The following is a 19,256-nucleotide window of genomic DNA, read 5'->3' as shown; positions in this document are numbered from 1 at the left end:
CCCGCGTGCCGTCAGCGACGGCCCTTACCGCTAAATCGACGGGAAACACCCCTCAGTTCGTCCCGCACGCGGCTGGCCCCAGGGCGTTAGAATCCTGCTAACCCCGCCTACTGACCAACTGGTCGGTACCGGTTCAACAATGACAACAAACGGACTTTTCCATGTGGGCAAATCGGTATCTGGTTTTCTGGGCGGTGCTCGTACTGACCGTCGTCCTGCTGGCACTGGCGGCCACCCATGCCCTGAACTGGGCCTGGGTCTTGATTCCGCTGGCCTTGAGCGTGCTGGGCATCCATGACCTGATACAACGGCGCCACGCCGTGCTGCGCAACTATCCGCTGATCGGCCATTTCCGCTTCATGTTCGAATCGATCCGTCCGGAGCTGCGCCAGTATTTCTTCGAAGATGAAATGGACGGCCGCCCGTTCTCGCGCAAGAAGCGCAGTATCGTCTACCAGCGTGCCAAGGCCGAGGTCGACAGCCGCCCCTTCGGTACCGAACTGGACATGCAACAGGCCGGCCATGAATGGATCGGCCATTCGCTGTCCCCGACCAAGATCGCCAGCCACGACTTCCGCGTAACGGTCGGCGCTGATCGTGCCCAGCCGTATTCGATGTCGGTCTTCAATGTCTCGGCGATGAGTTTCGGCTCGCTCTCGGCCAATGCCATCCGGGCACTGAACCAGGGTGCCAAGAAAGGCAATTTCGCCCATGACACCGGCGAAGGCTCGGTCTCCGAATACCACCGTGAATTCGGCGGCGACCTGGTCTGGCAGATCGCCTCCGGCTATTTCGGCTGCCGCAATGCCGATGGCAGCTTCAATGAAGAAAAATTCACGGCCCAGGCGCAGTCACCGCAGATCAAGATGATCGAGGTGAAGCTGTCGCAAGGCGCCAAACCCGGCCACGGTGGCGTGTTGCCGGCGGCCAAGATCACCCCGGAAATCGCCGCCACCCGTGGCATTCCCATGGGCGTGGACTGCATTTCGCCAGCGGTGCACTCTTCCTTCTCCAACCCCATCGGGCTGCTGGAATTCATCGAGAAGCTGCGCGGCCTGTCCGGCGGCAAGCCGGTCGGCATCAAGTTGTGCGTGGGCCATCCCTGGGAATTCTTCGGCATCGCCAAGGCCATGCTCAAGACCGGCATCGTGCCCGACTTCATTACCGTGGACGGCTCCGAGGGCGGCACCGGCGCCGCGCCCCTGGAATTCGTGGACCACGTCGGCATGCCGCTGCAGGAAGGGCTGGTCATGGTGCACAACACCCTGGTGGGCATCGGCTTGCGCGACAAGGTGAAGATCGGCGCCAGTGGCAAGATCGTCACCGCCTTCGACGTGGCGCGTACGCTGGCGCTGGGAGCGGACTGGTGCAATTCGGCGCGTGGCTTCATGTTCGCCCTGGGTTGCATCCAGTCGCAGAGCTGCCATACCGACCGCTGCCCCACCGGCGTGGCGACCCAGAACGCAAATCGCGCCCGCGCGCTGGTCGTCCCGGACAAGGCCGAGCGTGTGCATCGTTTCCACCAGAGCACCCTGCACGCGCTGCAGGAACTGGTGCAAGCCGCCGGATTGCCTCACACCTCGGCCTTGCGTCCGCATCACATCGTGCGGCGCATCAACGATCACGAGATCCAACTGATGTCCAACGTGCTCAAGTATCTCCAGCCCAACGACCTGATCGACGGCAATTACCGCTATCGGGTCTATGAGAAGTTCTGGCCCATCGCCCGCGCCGAAAGTTTCCACCCGGAATTCTGAAGCGCCCGGGCGGCTGCTCGACCGCCTGGCGACGGACAACAAAAAACCCGCAGCTCGGAGAGTTGCGGGTTTTTTCATGCTGCCAGCCATTGCTGGCATGGCAGAAATCTACTTGCGCTTCATGAAGAAGATGAACTCATGTTCATCATTCTGCGATTGCTCCAGCAGATCGTTGCCGGTCTGCTTGGCAAAAGCCTGGAAATCGCGCACCGAACCGGTATCGGTGGCGGTCACCCTGAGCACCTGTCCACTGGCCATATCGGCCAGGGCTTTCTTGGTCTTGAGGATGGGCAGCGGGCAGTTAAGACCGCGCGCATCAAGTTCCCGGTGAAATTGAATGGTCATTACTTCGACTCAAAATGGATCACAACGAAAACGATTCTACTGCAAAATGCGCCGACTTGATGCATTGCACAAGTTCTGTTGTTTTCGCCGCACTAAGCTTGTGCAGAAGCAAGCTTTTTGCTGCAACGGGCATCGGCACCACTTTGTTGTCGCCTTGATTACTTCAGCACCACCGGCGCCTCGATGGGCGTAGTGGAACCGGCAAATTCCACATACTGCACATCCAGATCGCGCTGACGCATCCAGTCGGCCACGGCATGGCCGGTTCCGGCCGGCCAGGGTCGCAGATCGGCCGGATCCGACAGGCGATACTCCACCAGCTCCGGCGAGAGCTTGATCACCCCGCTCGCCTTGACGTAGTAGGCGATGATCAGCTCGTTCTTGCGCATGAATTCATAGACACCGATCAGCTCGATGTACTGGGCGTCCAGATCGGTCTCTTCCTTCAGTTCGCGGGCAATGCCCTGCTCGGGCGTCTCGTCGCGTTCCATGAAACCGGTGATGAGGGCAAAGCGCCCCTCAGCCCAGGCGGCATTGCGTGCCGTCAACATCTTGCCGTCGATTTCGACCAGCGCGGCCAGCACCGGCAGCGGGTTGTCCCAATGCGTCCAATGGCCTTCAGGACAGGCCAGGCGGACCTTGCCCGCCTCGCCTTCATCGGCGCGCAGCACCAGCGATGCTGCGCAGACCGGGCAGAACTTGAAATCGCTCATGAGTGCTCCGCGCCGGTGTCGGCTTACAGTTTGGACTGGACCCAGCCCGCCACGCCCTGCAGGGCGCCCGGGAGGGCCGCCGGCTCGGTACCACCGGCCTGGGCCATATCGGGACGACCGCCACCCTTGCCGCCCACCTGCTGGGCGACGAAGTTGACCAGTTCGCCGGCCTTGACCTTGGCGGTGGCATCGGCCGTCACGCCTGCGATCAGGCTGACCTTGCCATCCTTGACGCTGCCCAGCACGATGGCGGCGGTCTTGAGCTTGTCCTTCAACTTGTCCATGGTCTCGCGCAGGGTCGCCACGTCGGCGCCTTCCAGCGTTGCCGCCAACACCTTGATGCCGTTGATGTCGACGGCCTGGCTCACCAGTTCGTCGCCCTGGCTGGAGGCCAGCTTGGACTTCAGCGATGCCAGCTCCTTTTCCAGCGCCTTGACCTGATCCTGCACCTGGCCGATGCGCGGCAACAGTTCTTCCGGCTGGGTCTTCAGGGCGGCAGCGGCCTCGGCCACCCGGGCCGACAGCGACTGCACCAGCGCCAGCGCGCCTTCGCCGGTGACCGCTTCAACCCGGCGGATGCCGGCCGCGACGCCACCTTCGGAGACGATCTTGAACAGGCCGATATCACCGGTACGGGTCACGTGGGTACCGCCGCACAGTTCGGTGGAAGTACCGATGGAGAGCACGCGCACCTGGTCGCCATACTTTTCGCCGAACAGCGCCATGGCGCCGGCGGCAATCGCGTCGTCGTAAGCCATCAGCTGGGCGCCGGTGGCGACGTTGGCCAGCACTTCGCGGTTGACGATGTCTTCCACGCGACGGATTTCGTCGGCGGTCATCGGCGCGTTGTGGCTGAAGTCGAACCGGGTCTTGTCGGCATCCACCAGCGAACCCTTCTGCGACACATGCGAACCCAGCACTTCACGCAGGGCCTTGTGCATCAGGTGGGTGGCCGAGTGGTTGCGCATGGTGCGCGCGCGCTGGTCGGCATCGACCTTGGCCTCGACGGCGTCGCCGATGGCCAGGCTACCCTTGATCAGTTGACCATGGTGACCGAACACATCGGCCTGGATCTTGTGCGTATCGGCCACGGCGAACAGGGCATTGGCCGCTTCCAGCGCACCGGCATCTCCCGACTGGCCGCCGGATTCGGCGTAGAACGGGGTGGTATCGAGCACCACGATGGCGTCCTGGCCGGCCTCGATCTTCTGCACCGGGCTGCCGGCCACGTACAGCGCCACCACCTTGGCCTGCTGGGCCAGGGATTCGTAGCCGACGAAGCGGGTCTTGTCACCGGTGTACTCGATGGCAGCAGCCATCTTGAACTTGCCGGCGGCGCGGGCGGCGCTCTTCTGGCGTTCCATGGCGGCGTTGAAGCCGGCCTCATCCAGTTCGACATTGCGCTCGCGGCAGATGTCGGCGGTCAGGTCCAGCGGGAAACCGTAGGTGTCGTACAGGGTGAAGGCAGTCTCGCCGTCCAGCTTGCCGGTATTGGCAGCCAGTGCGGCTTCCAGGATCTTCATGCCGTGTTCCAGGGTTTCGCCGAAACGTTCTTCTTCCTGCTTCAGGACCATCTCGACGCGCTCGGCGGCTTCCGGCAGTTCCGGATAGGCGGCGCCCATCTGCAGCACCAGGTCCTTGACCAGCTTGTGGAAGAAGGGCTTGGTCTGGCCCAGCTTGTGACCATGACGCAGGGCGCGGCGGATGATACGGCGCAGCACGTAGCCGCGACCTTCATTGCCGGGGATGACGCCGTCGACGATCAGGAAGGAAGTCGCGCGAATGTGGTCGGCGATCACGCGCAGCGAGGCGTTGGACAGGTCGCTGATGCCGGTTTCGCGGGCAGCGGCCTTGATCAGTGCCTGGAACAGGTCGATCTCGTAGTTGCTGTGCACATGCTGCAGGATGGCCGCCAGGCGTTCCAGGCCCATGCCGGTATCGACGCAGGGCGCCGGCAGCGGGGTCAGGGTGTATTCGCCGGTGGCCGGGTCCAGCTGGCGGTCGAACTGCATGAACACGTTGTTCCAGATTTCGATGTAGCGGTCGCCGTCGGCGTCCGGGCTACCCGGGGGGCCGCCCCAGACGTCCGGACCGTGGTCATAGAAGATTTCCGAACAGGGGCCGCAGGGGCCGGTCTCGGCCATCTGCCAGAAGTTGTCGGAGGCATAGGGCGCACCCTTGTTGTCGCCGATGCGCACCACGCGCTCCGGCGGCAGGCCGATTTCCTTGGTCCAGATGTCGTAGGCCTCGTCATCGGTCTGGTAGACCGTGGCCCAGAGCTTGTCGGCCGGCAGGCCATAGACCTGGGTCAGCAGCTCCCAGGCCCACTTCAGCGATTCGCGCTTGAAGTAGTCGCCGAAGGACCAGTTGCCCAGCATTTCGAAGAAGGTATGGTGGCGCGCGGTGTAGCCGACGTTTTCCAGGTCATTGTGCTTGCCGCCGGCGCGCAGGCAGCGCTGCACGGAAGTGGCGCGCACGTAGTTGCGCTTGTCGGTGCCCAGGAACACGTCCTTGAACTGAACCATGCCCGAATTGGTGAACAGCAGGGTCGGGTCATTGCCCGGCACCAGGCTGGAGGAACGGACGATGGTGTGTTCTTTGGATTCAAAGAATTTCAGAAACTTGTCGCGAATTTCGGCTGAGTTCATGTTCGAAGACGGATAAATGGACCTGATGCCGCCGGAAAGAGGCAGATTCGGCCCGGATGATAGTCGGTGCAAAAAACGATTGCGAACCGATGATTATACGTGATCCGGCGCCGATGGGCGGGCTTCAAGGGTCCCCTCGGGCAGCCTCGTGCAAGCTCATGCAGGCGCCACCAGCTCGCCGTGACGCCCCGCAACGACGGACTAAAAAAAACCCGCCGGGATGACCCCGGACGGGTTACAGGTTCGGCTGACCCGGTACTGCGCGCTACCCTGCGCTCCCCGGTCCTTAACAATGTCAGCCTGACCTTCCGGTAAAGCAGGTCACCGGCCAGGTCTTCCGGCCGGCGGCAACCGCAATCAGGCGCCCTTGTTGATGGGCACTGCCGGCGCGGCCTTCTTGGCGTGCTTCTTGTGCTTCTTCTGCTTTTTCTTGGCGTGCTTCTTGTGCTTCTTGTGAGCAGGCTTGGCGGCCGGCGCTTCGGCTGCGGGAGCCGCTGCCGGTGCGGGCTGGGCCATGACTGGCATGGCGAAGGCGGCGACGAGTACGGCGGCCAGCAGTTTGTTGATCTTCATCGTTTTCCTCTATCTCTCAGTGTTGTGTGCTCCACAAGTCCACCGGCGTGCTCACGGGCGCCGGCCTTGTGTTTCCTTAACGCAGGGCTTTTGCGAGACGTTGACAGCATCCTGACAACTTTGGCTGACAGCGTCGACCGCAGGGAAATCATAGCGGGCGAGCCATGATTCAGTCCGCCGGTAAGAGCGCGATTTGCCGTTCATTTCCACGCTGCGCGATGCCCGCTAGCAAGAGCCTCCCCCGTTCACGCTGCCCAGGCATCGGCGGCGATCAGGTCGATGCGGTCGGTGCAGAAGGCATCCACGCCCCAGGCGCGGATTTCGGCGGCACGTGCCGTATCGTTGACGGTGTAGCAGAACAGGCCCACGCCAGCATCCTTGACGCTGGCCGCCAGGGCCGGGGTCAGGTGCTTGTGGTTGGTATGCAGGGCGACCGCCTGCAACTGCGCCAGGCGCTGCTGCCAGTCTTCCGGGATCACATCCACCAGGAAGCCGCGCGGCAACTGCGGCGCGGTCTCCTGCGCAGCCAGCAGGGCCTCGAACGAGAACGAGGACAGCACCGGCAAGGCGGCACCGCTGACTCCGGCAAAGCGCCGCGCCACCGCCTGCGCGGTCAGCTCGGCGGTGCGCCGCGCATGTTCCGGCGCGGCCGGCTTGATCTCGACGTTCATCCAGATGCCCTGTTGCAGGCAGAAATCCAGGCACTGCTCCAGGGTGCAAATGCGCTCGCCGGCAAAGGCGGAGTCACGCCAGGCACCGGCTTCCAGCTCGCGCAACTCGGCCCAGTCGGTCTCGGCGATGCGCCCGCTGCCGGGCAGGGTGCGCCCGCGCTGGGGATCGTGCATCAGGATCGGGACCTCATCGCGGGTGAGCATGACATCGAACTCCACTGCACGATAACCGTGCTGCAGACCGGCGCGAAAACCGGCCAGCGTGTTTTCCGGCGCCAGCGTGCCGCCGCCGCGATGAGCAAGAATCCTGGGATAGGGCCACATGAAGTTCTCCGAAGGGTGGGCCGCATAAGGTAGTGCAGATCACGCCGCGCTTCAAGCATCCGGCACCCGCGCTGCTACCGTTGGTCGCACGGCGCTGGCCCCGCACCCGGCCGGCGCGCATGCTGCGGGCATGATCACCCAGGCAGCCAGACAAGGAGAGCGCCATGCGAGATACCGAGCTTTACAACGACACCACCCATCCCGACTACCTGTGCGCCGAGCGGCGCGTGGCACGCCAGCTGGGCTTTTTCCGGCATCTGGCGATCTACCTGGTGGTCAATGCCGGGCTGATGCTGGCCAACCTGCTCACCCCGCATCCTCACTGGTGGAGCATCGGGCCTCTCCTTGGCTGGGGAATCGGGGTACTATTCCACGCCTTGAGCGTATTCGGGCGCTTTCCCGCCGACTGGAACAAGGCGATGATCGCGCGCGAACTGCGCCGCCGCTGAGCGGGCAGCGCGCCCCTCGGCCGCTTGTTTGCACTCTCCCAGGACCGCATGACCCCACACGATACTTCCGTCCCGCCCCGCCTGCTCCTGCTGCTGCGCGAACTGGCGCTGGCCCTGCTGCCCACGCTGGTGATCAACCTGCTGTGCGCGCTGGCCGTCACCTACCTGCTGCGCATCGGCGGCAGCTTCTATGAAAACCTGCAGGTATCGATGTGCATCGGCCTGCTCGCCATGCTGTTCATCAACGGCAGCCGCCTGCTGCTGTGGGGTAACGACGCACCCAACAAGCTGGGCATGCTGCTGGTGATCGTGGTGATGGCACCGCTGGCGGTACTGCTGGGCCGGGTGCTGGCCAGCCTCTTGATGGGCCAGCCCATCCTGAGCCTGGTGCCGGAGCATAGCGACAACATCATCGCGGTCATCGTGCTGACCTTCCTGGTCTGTTTCGGCGCCACCCTGTTCTTCTGGAACCGCCAGAAGATGGCCGCCCTGGAAGCCCACGCCACCCAGGTCGAGAAGCAGGCCGTGCAGGCCCAGCTGCAGATGCTGCAAGCCCAGATCGAGCCGCACATGCTGTTCAATACCCTGGCCACGCTGCAGTCGCTGATCAGCACCGATCCGCTGCAGGCCGAGCTGATGCTCAACCAGCTGGTGCAATACCTGCGCACCACCCTGTCGGCCTCGCGCGCCGACAGCACCTCGCTGCAAAAGGAATTCGACCTGATCAAGGCCTATCTGGGATTGATGTCGCTGCGCATGGGCATGCGCCTGTCCTATACCCTGCAATTGCCGGAACACCTGGGCCGCCTCAGGCTGGCACCGATGCTGCTGCAGCCCCTGGTCGAAAACGCCATCAAGCACGGCCTCGAACCCAAGGTCGACGGCGGCAACTGCACCGTGCGCGCCGCCGTGCATAACGACATGCTGGTCCTGAGCGTGCTCGATACCGGTGCCGGCCTGCCCACCAGCATCAGCCTGAACCAGCCACCACCGCAGAAGGAGCCGGTGATCGGCATGCATTTCGGCCTGGACAATATCCGCGAACGTCTGGTCACGCTCTATGGCCCGCTGGCCGAACTGATCATCACCCACAACGTCCCGGCCGGCGCCATGGCGCAGATCACCATCCCGCTGAAGGCACTCAGGAGCGCCCACCGCACCACGCGCCACAACCGCGCCCTGGATGCCTGAAAAAACCTTGTCTGAAGAATCCTTCACTCTGGAGCCATCATGGCCGTCCCTACAGCGCTGATCGCCGAAGACGAACCCCTGCTGGCCCAGGCGCTCCGGCAGGCACTGGCCCAGGCCTGGCCGGCACTGCCACCGCCGCAACTGGCGGCCAATGGCATCGAGGCGCTGGAGCTGACGCTGGCGACCCTGCCCGATGTGCTGTTTCTGGATATCCGGATGCCCGGACTGAGCGGGCTGGAAGTGGCGGCGCAACTGGGGGAGGAATGGCCGGCGCAGCGGCCCTTCCCGCTGCTGGTGTTCGTGACGGCCTATGACGACTATGCGGTGCAGGCCTTTGAACGCGCCGCCGTCGATTACCTGCTCAAGCCGGTCACCCGCGAACGCCTGGCGGTGACGGTCAGCCGCCTGCAAACCCTGCTGGCCCAGCGCGCCGCCAGCAGCCAGGAGGCCCACCTGGAGCACGCCCTGGCACAGTTGCGCGCGCTGGCCCTGCCCGCTCCCGGCGACAAACCACCCCGGCTGGACTTCATCCGCGCCGCCGTGGGCAGCCGGGTGAGGATGATCCCGGTACAGGACGTGTTGTACTTCGAAGCCACCGACAAATACGTCAACGTGGTCGCCGCCGAGGGCGAGGCCCTGATCCGTACCAGCCTGCGGGAACTGATCCCGCAACTGGACCCGCAGCAGTTCTGGCAGGTCCATCGCGGCATCGTGGTCCAGGCCCGTCAGATACAGGCCGCGCAGCGCGACGAAGCGGGCAAGCTGTGGCTCACCCTGCATGGCCGACCTGACGGCCAGCGGCTGCCGGTGAGTCGCCTCTTCGCCCATCTGTTCAGGCAGATGTGATCCAGGCCAGTACCGGGAATATCAGCGACCGATCGGCGGCCGATCAGCGCCCGTAGTAATAACCCGGGCCGTAATAAGGACGGTAATAGTGCGGTTGCGGCGGTCCGGCCGGCACCACCACGCAGGCCGAGAGGGTTGCAGCCGCCACACTGGCGGCGACGACCAGTTTGATCAGTCGATTCATGATTGCGCTCCTTTTTCTTGCCCCCCCTGCCTGCAAGGGGCCGGGAATGTTTACCTGACCCGGCACGCTGCCAAGTCATGGGCGCAGATTGCCAGCCGCCCCTCCTGACAGGTAATTCCCACCCGTATCTTGTGTAACAAGAAAAGTGTCTCCCAAGACAATCAGCCTGATCACCAAGCTGGACCATGCGTTGTCTCCCGGCAAAAAATCTGGCCCTGGCAGCCGCAAAGCCCGTTGAAATCGGGCACGTGCGGTAAAATGCTTGCCATCTGAATAAACAGGCATTCCTCCGATTCATCTCATGAGCAACGAACTGAAAAACGGTCACACCCCTGCCCCCTCCACCAATTTCCTGCGCGGCATCATCGAATCCGATCTGGTTTCCGGCACCTACGCCGAGCGCAGCAACGGTCAGGGCGAGGCCCTGCCGCAGGTGGTGACCCGTTTTCCGCCCGAGCCCAACGGCTACCTGCACATCGGCCACGCCAAGTCGATCTGCCTGAACTTCGGCCTGGCCGCCGACTACGCCGGCCGCTGCCACATGCGTTTCGACGACACCAACCCGGAAAAGGAAGAGCAGGAGTACGTCGACACCATCCTCGACTCGGTCAAGTGGCTGGGCTTCTCCTGGGAGCACGAGGGCAAGTCGCACCTGTACTACGCCAGCAACTACTTCGACGTCATGTACGCCTGCGCCCAAGCGCTGATCCGCAAGGGCCTGGCCTATGTGGACGAGCAGAACGCCGAGCAGATGCGCGAGAACCGCGGCACCCTCACCGAACCCGGCAAGAACTCGCCCTGGCGTGACCGCCCGGCCGAGGAGTCGCTGCGCCTGTTCGATGAAATGCGCGACGGCAAGCATCCCGACGGCTCCCTGATCCTGCGCGCCAAGATCGACATGGCCAGCCCCAACATGAACCTGCGCGATCCGGCCATCTACCGCATCCGCCATGCCACCCACCACAACACCGGCGACAAGTGGCGCGTCTACCCGATGTACACCTTCGCGCATCCGATCGAGGACGCCCTGGAAAACATCTCCCACTCCATCTGCACCCTGGAGTTCGAAGACCAGCGCCCCTTCTACGACTGGCTGCTGGAGCAACTGGCCGAGGAAGGTTTCTTCAAGAAGCCGCTGCCGCACCAGTACGAATTCGCCCGCCTGAACCTGACATACATCATCACCAGCAAGCGCAAGCTGCGCCAGCTGGTGGATGAAAAGATCGTTTCCGGCTGGGACGACCCGCGCATGCCCACCATCGTCGGCCTGCGCCGTCGCGGCTATACCCCGGAAGCGATCCGCCTGATGTGCGACCGCACCGGCGCCTCCAAGAACAACAGCTGGATCGACTTCAGCGTGCTCGAAGGCGCACTGCGCGAAGACCTCGACCCCAAGGCCCCGCGCGCGGTGGCCGTGCTGCGTCCGTTGAAGCTGATCATCGACAACTTCCCCGAAGGCGTGTCCATCGATTGCAGCGCCCCGGTCTATCCGCCGGCGCACCCGGAACACGACACCGCCCACCGTCACTTCCCCATTACCCGGGAACTGTGGATCGAACGTGAAGACTTCATGGAAGTGCCGACCAAGGGCTACTTCCGCCTCTTCCCCGGCAACAAGGTGCGCCTGCGCTACGGTTACGTGGTCGAATGCACCGGCTGCGACAAGGACGAGCACGGCAACGTCATCGCCGTCCACTGCAACTACTTCGAAGACAGCAAGAGCGGCACCGAAGGCAGCTCCAACTACAAGGTCAAGGGCAACCTGCACTGGGTCAGCGCGGACCACGCCCTGGCCACCGAAGTGCGCCTGTACGACCGCCTCTTCTCGGACCCGCATCCGGATGCCGGCGGCAAGGACTTCCTGGCAGCCTTGAATCCGAACTCCAAGGAAGTCATCACCGCCTACCTGGAGCCGACCCTTAAGAACGCCAAGCCGGGCGAGATCTACCAGTTCGAACGCCACGGCTACTTCGTGGCCGACCGCGTCGACTCGACCGAAGGCCAGCCGATCTTCAACCGCGCGGTCACGCTCAAGGACAGCTGGGGCAAGTAATCCCGGTATTCCGGGGAACCGGCCGCAAGGCCACGCGGGCGGCGCCATGCGCTACGCCGTCCGTGCACGGGAAGGCGCAGCGGCGTGGACAACTCCACGCGGACGAGCAAGGGGAAGGCTCATGTTCGAGCAGATCAAGATCCAGCGCATGTCGATGGCGTCCATCTACAAGCTGCTGGCCATCGGCACCACGTTTTCGCTGGTACCGTTTTCGACCCTGATGGGGGTCTTGTCGTTATTCGGCGCCCAGACCATCACCTGGGACGGCAAGCACCTGATCGGTTATGACGGCCTGATCGCCTCGCCCTTCATCGGGCTGTTCCTCTCGGGCTTCATCACCCTGTTCCTGGGCACGCTCTGCACCATCGGCCTGTGGCTGTATTCGCTGTGGCGCCCGCTGTCGTTGCGGGTGGAAGCAGTGGACAACCTGGACATCGACAAGCTGATCCGCGAGAGCGAGGAAGCCATGGCAACACGCGACTGAAACGCTGCAGGTGCCTGCCGCACCTGAAGCGCCCAAAGCGCCTCAAGCGCCCAAAGCGCCTCAAGCGCACAAGGCACCTCAAGCGCACAAGGCACCTCGAGCAGCTCAAGCGCCATCTGGAAGATCTTCCTCAGAAGATCTTCATCCACCGCAGGAAGGCCACGGTCGCCACCCCCAGGCCACCCATGAGCCCCATCACGATCCAGAACGAGGTCTCGTCATGCAGACCCGGCAGACCTGCCACGTTCATCCCGAAAATCCCTGACACCAGCGTGGCCGGCATCAACAGCGCGGTCAGGATCGAGAGCGCCATCAGGTTGCGGTTCATCTGCTCCGACATCTGCGACGCGATCTCTTCCTGCAGCAGCTTGGCACGTTCATAGACCGCTTCCACGGTGGAATGCAGTTCATTGAGTTCGTCCAGTGCATGGGTCAGGTCTTCCAGCGCCTCGCGCGGCACCCAGGACGGGCGCAAGCGCTGGAACTGCGCCAGGATGCGGCGTTCCGGCGCGATGAAGCGCCGCAGCTCAGCCAACTGGCGGCGAATCCCGGAGAGCTCGGCCCGGTCTTCGGCCCGGCGATCCGAGAGCACCGAAAACTCGATGTCGTCCACCTTGTCGTTGAGCTTGTCCAGGCGCGCATTGAATCCGTCGGCCAGGCAGCGCAGCAGCTCGGCGAAGAGGTCCATGGGATTGTCGAAATCGCCGCCGTCCAACACCTTCTGGCGCAGCATGTTGGTGGAAATCAGCGGCTGGGTGCGCAGCGTCAGGAGGCGCGTGCGGTCCAGGTAGAAATGCAGCGCCCCCTTCTCGGTGCCGGTGTCGCCGATCTCCATCTTCATGTCGGTCAAGGTGCCGTAGACGCTGTCGGGCGTGGCATGCAGGCCCGGATGGGTGTCGCTGCTGAGCAGGAATTCGGTGATGTATTCGGGGATGCCGCTGTGGTGGGCCAGCCATTGCTGGATCTTCACGTCGGCCGTCTTCACGTGCAGCCAGCTGAACGCCGGAGCGACCGGATGATCATCGATCACCTCGTTCCAGTTCATCTGGCGCGCACGGCCCTCCTCGAAACGGAAGGAGCAGATGAATCCGGCCGGCTCGTAGAGCAGGTGCAAGGCTTGCGGCGTATCCGGCGGATTGTGCATGAGCGGCCAGTCAGGGAAGAGGGCAATCGAAAACCCCGCATTCTAACGACCGTCTTTGACAGATTTGTGACAGCGCCGTGACGATGCCAGGCCGCGTCCGGGCCGCGTCCGGGCCGCCTCAGCCGATCAATAGTTGAAGTTGCGATTGGCCCAGGCTTCGCGGGCGGCTTCGCAGACCTTGATCTGGGACTGGTTCATGCCCGATGTGCCGTTGAGCTGGCATTGGTCGGACACCGACTTGGCCTCGTCCATATGCTGGCGGAAATAGGCGTAGTCCTTCTTGCCGGCCAGGGCGTCACAGGCCGACAGCAAAGGGAGGGCGATGCACAGCAAGGCTGGCAGGCGGATGGCGGAGTTCATGCGGTGATTCCCCTGATAAGCGAGCCTGGCAAGAGACCTGGCCCGACGACGTGTAGCAGGCTGTCCTGGCCTCCTGCCCGGCCCCCCGGGGCCATGGCGGCGACGCTGCGCTGCAACGCGCCAAAGTATAGACAGCAAACGGAGATTGCTCAACGGAAATTTTCACTAAATCTCCGCCATATCCGAACATTCAGCACGAACAGAACATCAAGGCCGATTGCCGGGAACGGCCCGACCCGAACCGGCCTCTTCCTTCCCGCCCACACGCATTGTCAGGATGGAATCAACCCCGACGCTTGAGCAGCGCATGCAGGATGATCGCCCCGAAGGTGGCGGTACCGATGCCACCCAGCGCGAAGCCGCCCAGCTTGAGGGTAAAGTCGCCCGCGCCCAGCACCAGGGTCACGGCCGCCACGATCAGGTTGGTATTGTTGGAGAAATCGACCTTGTTCTCGACCCAGATGCGGGCGCCGGACACGGTAATGAGACCGAACACCACGATCGATACACCGCCCAGCACCGCCCCGGGGATGGTCAGGATCACCGCGCCGAACTTGGGCGAGAAGCCCAGCAGAATGGCGATCACCGCCGCCACCACGAACACCAGGGTGGAGTAGATCTTGGTCACGGCCATCACGCCGATGTTCTCGGCATAGGTGGTCACGCCGGTGCCGCCGACGCTACCCGAAAGCATGGTCGCCAGGCCGTCACCGATGAAGGCGCGACCGATGTAGCGGTCCAGGTTCTGGCCGGTCATGGCCGACACGGCCTTGATGTGACCCAGGTTCTCGGCCACCAGGATGATCGCTACCGGAGCCAGCAAGGCCATCGCGCTGACCTGGAACACCGGAGTGGCAAAGTGCGGCACGCCGAACCAGGCGGCATTGGCCACGCTGGCAAAGTCGATCGGCTTGCCCAGGCCCAGGCCATTGGCCAGCACTGCATACAGGACATAGGCCAGCAGCAGCCCGACCAAAATCAGCAGGCGCTGCAGCATGCCACGCGTAAACACGGCGACGAAGCCCACGCACAGCACGGTGGCCAGTGCCATCCAGCTGTCGAAGCTGCTGCCCGAGACGCCCTTGACCGCGATCGGCGCCAGGTTCAGGCCGATCACCGCCACCACTGCACCGGTCACCACCGGCGGCATCAGCGACTCGATCCAGCGGGTACCGACGCCGGCCACGATCAGGCCGATCACCGCATACACCGCACCGCAGGCGATGATGCCGCCCAGCGCCACGCCCAGATTGGCATTGGCACCGGAACCGGCATAACCGGTCACCGCAATGACCAGGCCGATGAAGGAAAAGCTGGACCCCAGGTAGCTCGGCACCCGGCCGCCCACCAGCAGGAAGAACAGCAGCGTACCGACGCCGGACATCAGGATCGCCAGGTTGGGATCGAAGCCCATGAGCAGCGGCGCCAGCACGGTCGAACCGAACATGGCCACCACGTGCTGCACCCCCATGGCCAGGGTCTGTGGCGCAGGCAGCCGCTCGTCGGCGGCGATCACGGCTCCCTGGCCGTCAATGGTGCTTTGGCGCAGCCGCCATTGGGGGAAATACGAACCCGACATGGAGATCCCTTTCGTTGTGGATTTGTTTTGATTTTGGATAGATAAAACGGGAGCTAGTGTATTGAGCGCGGCCCCAAATAACAATTGCTGCGGCGCGTGGACGCAAAATAAATCCGTAAAAGATTTCGGCATCCACACGACTTGCCGCCAGACGGTGCAAAAAACCTGCGCGCACCATGACGACGCCCCAAAACAGGCCACTGCAGGCCGCGCGTGAAAGCTTTTCAGCCGACCACAAATTCCATTGAACGCCGGCCTCCGGGGAAAATGTGATAATCGTGCGGCCCGCCGACGCACCACGGCGCCGGCGGCCACCCTCGACTATGCACTGCACAATGGAGAACCACATGATCCTGGAACTGGCGGACATCCGCATCCAACCCGGCAAGCAAGCCGAATTCGACGAAGCCATCCAGCGCGGCCTGGCGCAGACCATCAGCAAGGCCACCGGCTATCTCGGCCACAAGGTGCAAAAGGGCGTCGAATCGCCGGAGCGCTACCTGCTCATGGTGTACTGGGCCACCCTGGAAAACCATACCGTGGACTTCCGCGAATCGCCCGCCTTTACCGAATGGCGCGGCATCGTCGGCCCCTTCTTCGCCGGCGCCCCGCAGGTGGAACATTTCTCGCTGCTGACCGAATCGGTCTAAGCCCGCCCCCCTGATTGTCGGCAGCACCAGCACCACCGCATTGCCCCCCTCTGCAGCGCCTCCAACCGGGGCGCTGCGGAACGTTTGCGACTCGCCCCGGACTAACCGGGCAGACCCAAGAGCATCAACCCAGCATCAGGCCGTAACCGGGCACAGCGCCCTCTTCGGGGCATATGCCGCCATGACACGAGCACCGGGCAAGACCCGGCGCCAGGAACACCAGGATGACCACTTTGCACCGTCCCGCCCCTCCTCCCCGCCCAGCCTCACCTTCAGCCTCACCCGCGGCCGCCCCCTCTTCCGCCCATGCATTGCGTACCGGTGCCGGCGCCGTCGCCCTGGGCATGCTGCTGACCCTGTCGGGTTGCAACAATTTCAGCGGCGAGGAGCAGCAGCAGGCCGAAGTGGTTGGCGACTTCTACCGCATCCACCTCAAGCACAACGCCCCCGGCCTGCCCTCGGCCGATGAACTCAAGCAGTTCGAACCGCTGGTCAGCCGCTCCCTCTACAGCCTGCTGACCCGGGCCGAAGCGGCCGACGCCCGCTACCAGGCCGCCGCCGGCCCGCAGGCGGCCCCCATCGTCGAGGGCGATCTGTTCACCTCGCTCTTCGAGGGCGCCACTTCCTTCGCCGTCCAGTCCTGCGACAGCGAAGCGGATCGCGCCGCCTGCCAGGTGGCCTTCCGCTACCAGCAATCGGGCAGCGACGAATCCTGGAACGACAAGATCCTGCTGGTCCGCGAAAACCGCCAGTGGCGCATCGATGACATCGAATTCATCGGCAACGACCAGTCTTCCCAGCGCGAATACCTCACCGACAACCTCAGCGACGCCATCCAGCAGAGCGAGTAAGGCGTCGCCGCAACAAACGTGGTACCCGCTCCAGAGCGAGCCGGCACGCCTCGCCAGCCCGCTTTGACACAGCATTTGCAGCGAATTGGCGGCCTTTTGGCGATGTATTTCGGGCCTTCCTGCCGAGCCGGGAGGCGTAAGCTTGCCACCGGGAATGCTTGTCGATCTGCTCACGCAATCGTTCACATTCCACTGATGACAAGGTAATAACGAAATAACAGATCAACAGACCGTCGGCCGCATGCCCCTCTACCATGCACGCGACCACGGCACAGGGAGAATCAGATTGAAGCGGATCGGTACGACACTCTTCGCCGCCGCCAGCCTCTTGCTGGCAGCGTGCACGGCCAATGAAGACGGCAAAGCCAAGGAATTGGTCACGGAGTTCTACCAGGCCCACGCCTCGGCCCGCCCCTCCGGCGCGCTGACGCTGAAGGAACTGATCACCTTCCGCAGCTTCCTGTCGGTGTCGCTGTTCGACCTGCTCAAGGATGTCTCGGTCGCCCAGGAAGCCCGCACCGCCCAGGCGGCCGCGGACCTGGCCGCCGATCCCGATGCCGAGCCGCTGCCACCCCTGGTGCAGGGCGACCTGTTCACCGGCAACCCGAATGGCGCCTCGACCTTCCGAGTGGTTCAGTGCGAAGCCCAGGAACGTGAAGCGACCTGCACGGTGGAACTGATCTTCAGCGATGCCAAGCTGCAATCCCCGGCCAAATGGACCGACCGCCTGACCCTGACCCGCGACGCCCGCGGCTGGGTGATCGACAACATCCAGTACGCCAGCGGCAACCCGCCCCTGCGCAGCGGCACCCTGCAGGATCTGCTGCGCAAGGTGCTCAAGCGCGATACGCCGGCCTTGCAGTAACGCCGCCATCCAGGCCCTCGGCATCGATCGAGAAACCCTCCGCAATCCCGCCGGCCTGCGCACTGATCACGGCGCGCAGGCCACAAGGCTCTATAATCGCGCGATTCCCATAGAAGCCCGCCGCGATGTCCAATCACACCTTCCTCTGGCACGACTACGAAACCTTTGGCGCCGTGCCGCGCCGTGACCGTCCCGCGCAGTTCGCCGCCGTGCGCACCGATGCCGAACTCAACGAGATCGGCGAACCCATCATGATCTATTGCAAGCCGGCGCCGGACTACCTGCCCGACCCGGTGTCCTGCCTGATCACCGGCATCACGCCGCAGCACTGCCTGGAACACGGCATCCCCGAACACGCATTCGCCGCGCAGATCGAAGAGGCCCTGGGCGAGCCCGGCACCATCGGCGTGGGCTACAACACCATCCGCTTCGACGACGAAGTCACCCGCTTCATGTTCTGGCGCAACCTGATTGATCCCTATGCCCGCGAATGGGCCAACGGCTGCGGCCGCTGGGACCTGCTGGATGTGGTACGTCTGACCTATGCCCTGCGCCCCGATGGCATCCAGTGGCCGACCAAGGAAGACGGCAGCGTCAGCTTCAAGCTGGAACATCTCTCCAAGGCCAATGGCCTGCTGCACGAAGCCGCCCACGACGCCCTCTCCGACGTGCGCGCCACCATCGCGCTGGCGCGCCTGATCCGCCAGCACAACCCGCGCCTGTTCGACTTCGCCCTGGCCCTGCACAAGAAGGAAAAGGCCGCCGCCGAAATCGGCCTGCCGGCGGCCAAGCCCTTCCTGCATGTCTCCGGCATGTTCCCGGTGGCGCAGGGCTGCCTGGCGCTGATGTGGCCGCTGGGCATGCACCCCACCAACAAGAACGAAGTGATCGCCTGGGACCTGGGCTACGACCCCGCCGAACTGGCCGGCCTGGACGCCGCCACCGTGCGCACACGCATGTTCACCCGGCGCGATGACCTGCCGGAGGGCGTAGAGCGCCTGCCGGTCAAGAGCATCCACCTGAACAAGTCACCCATGGTGGTGGGCAGCCTCAAGACCCTCAGCGCCGAGCGCGCCGCCGCCCTGGGCATCGACGTCGACACCGCGCTGCGCCATGCCGAACACGCGGCCGCCCTGCCCGACCTGTCGTCACTGTGGCGCCAGGTCTACCAGCGCGAGGGCGAAGACCGACCCGACGTCGATGAAGACCTCTACGGCGGCTTCATCGGCAACGGTGACCGGCGCCAGCTGACGCAACTGCGCGCCCTGGCTCCAGCCGCCCTGGCCGAGGCCAGCATGTCCTTCGACGATATGCGCCTCAACGAAATCCTGTTCCGCTATCGCGCTCGCAACTTCCCCGAGACCCTGCGTCCTGATGAAGCCCAGCACTGGGAAGAGCATCGCGCTGCCCGCCTGTTCGAAGGCGCCGGTGGCGCGCGCACCATCGCCCAGTTGTTCGAACAGATCGACCAGTTGCAGGAGCAGGCAGACGACGAGCGCACCCAGGACATCCTGGGTGCGCTCTACGACTACGCTGAAATGATCGCGCCGGCCAACCAGTAAGGGCGCC

General features: G+C 63.9%; 20 protein-coding genes. 10 read left to right on the top strand and 10 right to left on the bottom strand.

Annotated elements, in window-relative coordinates; genetic code table 11:
• Positions 1-161 precede the first annotated feature (161 nt).
• Positions 162-1,757 carry an FMN-binding glutamate synthase family protein gene (locus tag ACEOAC_RS06260; protein WP_413444751.1) on the top strand — a complete coding sequence of 532 codons (1,596 nt, stop codon included), beginning with the start codon at positions 162-164 and terminating at the stop codon, positions 1,755-1,757.
• A 108-nt stretch (positions 1,758-1,865) separates the two neighbouring features.
• Here the strand turns inward: ACEOAC_RS06260 and ACEOAC_RS06255 are convergent, their stop codons facing one another.
• The 5 genes from ACEOAC_RS06255 to ugpQ form a co-directional block, all read right to left on the bottom strand.
• Complete coding sequence (locus tag ACEOAC_RS06255; RefSeq protein WP_006464319.1) at positions 1,866-2,102, bottom strand: sulfurtransferase TusA family protein; 237 nt, start codon at positions 2,100-2,102, stop codon at positions 1,866-1,868.
• Positions 2,103-2,260: 158 nt separating this feature from the next.
• A complete protein-coding gene (locus ACEOAC_RS06250) occupies positions 2,261-2,815 on the bottom strand; it encodes an NUDIX domain-containing protein (protein WP_413444750.1) in 555 nt (184 codons plus the stop codon).
• Positions 2,816-2,838: 23 nt separating this feature from the next.
• The gene (gene alaS, locus ACEOAC_RS06245) at positions 2,839-5,463 is read right to left on the bottom strand and encodes an alanine--tRNA ligase (protein ID WP_241812112.1); all 2,625 of its coding nucleotides are present in this window, start codon (positions 5,461-5,463) and stop codon (positions 2,839-2,841) included.
• Between the two features lie 357 nt (positions 5,464-5,820).
• Complete coding sequence (locus ACEOAC_RS06240; RefSeq protein WP_006464316.1) at positions 5,821-6,036, bottom strand: hypothetical protein; 216 nt, start codon at positions 6,034-6,036, stop codon at positions 5,821-5,823.
• A gap of 245 nt (positions 6,037-6,281) precedes the next feature.
• Positions 6,282-7,031, bottom strand: coding sequence for a glycerophosphodiester phosphodiesterase (gene ugpQ / locus ACEOAC_RS06235; RefSeq protein WP_413628745.1), 750 nt, complete (start codon positions 7,029-7,031; stop codon positions 6,282-6,284).
• Positions 7,032-7,195: 164 nt separating this feature from the next.
• Between ugpQ and ACEOAC_RS06230 the strand changes: the two genes are divergently transcribed.
• The 3 genes from ACEOAC_RS06230 to ACEOAC_RS06220 are packed head-to-tail and all read left to right on the top strand — an operon-like array spanning position 7,196 to position 9,517.
• Positions 7,196-7,480: a 2TM domain-containing protein gene (locus ACEOAC_RS06230; protein ID WP_413444885.1), complete on the top strand. Its 285-nt coding sequence runs from the start codon at positions 7,196-7,198 to the stop codon at positions 7,478-7,480.
• Between the two features lie 48 nt (positions 7,481-7,528).
• Positions 7,529-8,671 (top strand): sensor histidine kinase, encoded by a 1,143-nt coding sequence (locus ACEOAC_RS06225; protein WP_413444884.1) that lies wholly within the window; start codon positions 7,529-7,531, stop codon positions 8,669-8,671.
• A gap of 39 nt (positions 8,672-8,710) precedes the next feature.
• Positions 8,711-9,517, top strand: a complete 807-nt coding sequence (locus ACEOAC_RS06220; RefSeq protein ID WP_413444883.1) for a LytR/AlgR family response regulator transcription factor — start codon at positions 8,711-8,713, stop codon at positions 9,515-9,517.
• A gap of 43 nt (positions 9,518-9,560) precedes the next feature.
• On the opposite strand, the gene ACEOAC_RS06215 is transcribed toward ACEOAC_RS06220, so the two are convergent.
• Entirely contained in the window at positions 9,561-9,701 is a 141-nt protein-coding gene (locus tag ACEOAC_RS06215; RefSeq protein WP_166758282.1) for a hypothetical protein, read from the bottom strand.
• A 301-nt stretch (positions 9,702-10,002) separates the two neighbouring features.
• Between ACEOAC_RS06215 and ACEOAC_RS06210 the strand changes: the two genes are divergently transcribed.
• Together ACEOAC_RS06210 and ACEOAC_RS06205 are read left to right on the top strand one after the other, a co-directional pair.
• Positions 10,003-11,754, top strand: coding sequence for a glutamine--tRNA ligase/YqeY domain fusion protein (locus tag ACEOAC_RS06210; RefSeq protein ID WP_182992780.1), 1,752 nt, complete (start codon positions 10,003-10,005; stop codon positions 11,752-11,754).
• Between the two features lie 121 nt (positions 11,755-11,875).
• Positions 11,876-12,238 (top strand): hypothetical protein, encoded by a 363-nt coding sequence (locus tag ACEOAC_RS06205; RefSeq protein WP_077235571.1) that lies wholly within the window; start codon positions 11,876-11,878, stop codon positions 12,236-12,238.
• Between the two features lie 130 nt (positions 12,239-12,368).
• Here the strand turns inward: ACEOAC_RS06205 and ACEOAC_RS06200 are convergent, their stop codons facing one another.
• The 4 genes from ACEOAC_RS06200 to ACEOAC_RS06185 all read right to left on the bottom strand — a co-directional run bounded on the left by ACEOAC_RS06200 (position 12,369) and on the right by ACEOAC_RS06185 (position 15,670).
• Entirely contained in the window at positions 12,369-13,382 is a 1,014-nt protein-coding gene (locus ACEOAC_RS06200; protein ID WP_234294400.1) for a transporter, read from the bottom strand.
• Between the two features lie 126 nt (positions 13,383-13,508).
• Entirely contained in the window at positions 13,509-13,742 is a 234-nt protein-coding gene (locus ACEOAC_RS06195) for a hypothetical protein (protein WP_006464308.1), read from the bottom strand.
• Between the two features lie 283 nt (positions 13,743-14,025).
• Positions 14,026-15,321: a solute carrier family 23 protein gene (locus tag ACEOAC_RS06190; RefSeq protein ID WP_413444882.1), complete on the bottom strand. Its 1,296-nt coding sequence runs from the start codon at positions 15,319-15,321 to the stop codon at positions 14,026-14,028.
• Positions 15,272-15,670 carry a hypothetical protein gene (locus ACEOAC_RS06185; protein WP_413444881.1) on the bottom strand — a complete coding sequence of 133 codons (399 nt, stop codon included), beginning with the start codon at positions 15,668-15,670 and terminating at the stop codon, positions 15,272-15,274. The genes ACEOAC_RS06190 and ACEOAC_RS06185 overlap by 50 nt, the downstream gene beginning before the upstream one ends.
• Here ACEOAC_RS06185 and ACEOAC_RS06180 point away from each other — a divergent pair.
• The 4 genes from ACEOAC_RS06180 to sbcB all read left to right on the top strand — a co-directional run bounded on the left by ACEOAC_RS06180 (position 15,669) and on the right by sbcB (position 19,249).
• The gene (locus tag ACEOAC_RS06180) at positions 15,669-15,971 is read left to right on the top strand and encodes an antibiotic biosynthesis monooxygenase family protein (RefSeq protein ID WP_006464306.1); all 303 of its coding nucleotides are present in this window, start codon (positions 15,669-15,671) and stop codon (positions 15,969-15,971) included. The genes ACEOAC_RS06185 and ACEOAC_RS06180 overlap by 2 nt on opposite strands.
• Positions 15,972-16,195: 224 nt before the next feature.
• Positions 16,196-16,822, top strand: coding sequence for a DUF3828 domain-containing protein (locus ACEOAC_RS06175; RefSeq protein WP_413628744.1), 627 nt, complete (start codon positions 16,196-16,198; stop codon positions 16,820-16,822).
• A 286-nt stretch (positions 16,823-17,108) separates the two neighbouring features.
• Positions 17,109-17,687: a hypothetical protein gene (locus ACEOAC_RS06170; protein ID WP_413445526.1), complete on the top strand. Its 579-nt coding sequence runs from the start codon at positions 17,109-17,111 to the stop codon at positions 17,685-17,687.
• A 125-nt stretch (positions 17,688-17,812) separates the two neighbouring features.
• Positions 17,813-19,249 (top strand): exodeoxyribonuclease I, encoded by a 1,437-nt coding sequence (gene sbcB / locus ACEOAC_RS06165; RefSeq protein ID WP_413628743.1) that lies wholly within the window; start codon positions 17,813-17,815, stop codon positions 19,247-19,249.
• Positions 19,250-19,256 lie beyond the last annotated feature (7 nt).

This window comes from Herbaspirillum frisingense (genome assembly GCF_047325095.1).
GTDB classification, from domain to species: Bacteria; Pseudomonadota; Gammaproteobacteria; order Burkholderiales; family Burkholderiaceae_D; genus Herbaspirillum; species Herbaspirillum frisingense.
The sequence above is the reverse complement of the archived record's forward strand: the minus strand, read 5'-3'. Positions and strand labels throughout refer to the sequence as shown.

Excerpts from the sequence above, each read along its gene's own strand:
- ACEOAC_RS06260 (WP_413444751.1), top strand. The coding sequence starts at position 162 with ATGTGGGCAAATCGGTATCTGGTTTTCTGGGCGGTGCTCGTACTGACC.
- ACEOAC_RS06255 (WP_006464319.1), bottom strand. The coding sequence starts at position 2,102 with ATGACCATTCAATTTCACCGGGAACTTGATGCGCGCGGTCTTAACTGC.
- ACEOAC_RS06250 (WP_413444750.1), bottom strand. The coding sequence starts at position 2,815 with ATGAGCGATTTCAAGTTCTGCCCGGTCTGCGCAGCATCGCTGGTGCTG.
- alaS (WP_241812112.1), bottom strand. The coding sequence starts at position 5,463 with ATGAACTCAGCCGAAATTCGCGACAAGTTTCTGAAATTCTTTGAATCC.
- ACEOAC_RS06240 (WP_006464316.1), bottom strand. The coding sequence starts at position 6,036 with ATGAAGATCAACAAACTGCTGGCCGCCGTACTCGTCGCCGCCTTCGCC.
- ugpQ (WP_413628745.1), bottom strand. The coding sequence starts at position 7,031 with ATGTGGCCCTATCCCAGGATTCTTGCTCATCGCGGCGGCGGCACGCTG.
- ACEOAC_RS06230 (WP_413444885.1), top strand. The coding sequence starts at position 7,196 with ATGCGAGATACCGAGCTTTACAACGACACCACCCATCCCGACTACCTG.
- ACEOAC_RS06225 (WP_413444884.1), top strand. The coding sequence starts at position 7,529 with ATGACCCCACACGATACTTCCGTCCCGCCCCGCCTGCTCCTGCTGCTG.
- ACEOAC_RS06220 (WP_413444883.1), top strand. The coding sequence starts at position 8,711 with ATGGCCGTCCCTACAGCGCTGATCGCCGAAGACGAACCCCTGCTGGCC.
- ACEOAC_RS06215 (WP_166758282.1), bottom strand. The coding sequence starts at position 9,701 with ATGAATCGACTGATCAAACTGGTCGTCGCCGCCAGTGTGGCGGCTGCA.
- ACEOAC_RS06210 (WP_182992780.1), top strand. The coding sequence starts at position 10,003 with ATGAGCAACGAACTGAAAAACGGTCACACCCCTGCCCCCTCCACCAAT.
- ACEOAC_RS06205 (WP_077235571.1), top strand. The coding sequence starts at position 11,876 with ATGTTCGAGCAGATCAAGATCCAGCGCATGTCGATGGCGTCCATCTAC.
- ACEOAC_RS06200 (WP_234294400.1), bottom strand. The coding sequence starts at position 13,382 with ATGCACAATCCGCCGGATACGCCGCAAGCCTTGCACCTGCTCTACGAG.
- ACEOAC_RS06195 (WP_006464308.1), bottom strand. The coding sequence starts at position 13,742 with ATGAACTCCGCCATCCGCCTGCCAGCCTTGCTGTGCATCGCCCTCCCT.
- ACEOAC_RS06190 (WP_413444882.1), bottom strand. The coding sequence starts at position 15,321 with ATGTCGGGTTCGTATTTCCCCCAATGGCGGCTGCGCCAAAGCACCATT.
- ACEOAC_RS06180 (WP_006464306.1), top strand. The coding sequence starts at position 15,669 with ATGATCCTGGAACTGGCGGACATCCGCATCCAACCCGGCAAGCAAGCC.
- ACEOAC_RS06185 (WP_413444881.1), bottom strand. The coding sequence starts at position 15,670 with ATGTGGTTCTCCATTGTGCAGTGCATAGTCGAGGGTGGCCGCCGGCGC.
- ACEOAC_RS06175 (WP_413628744.1), top strand. The coding sequence starts at position 16,196 with ATGACCACTTTGCACCGTCCCGCCCCTCCTCCCCGCCCAGCCTCACCT.
- sbcB (WP_413628743.1), top strand. The coding sequence starts at position 17,813 with ATGTCCAATCACACCTTCCTCTGGCACGACTACGAAACCTTTGGCGCC.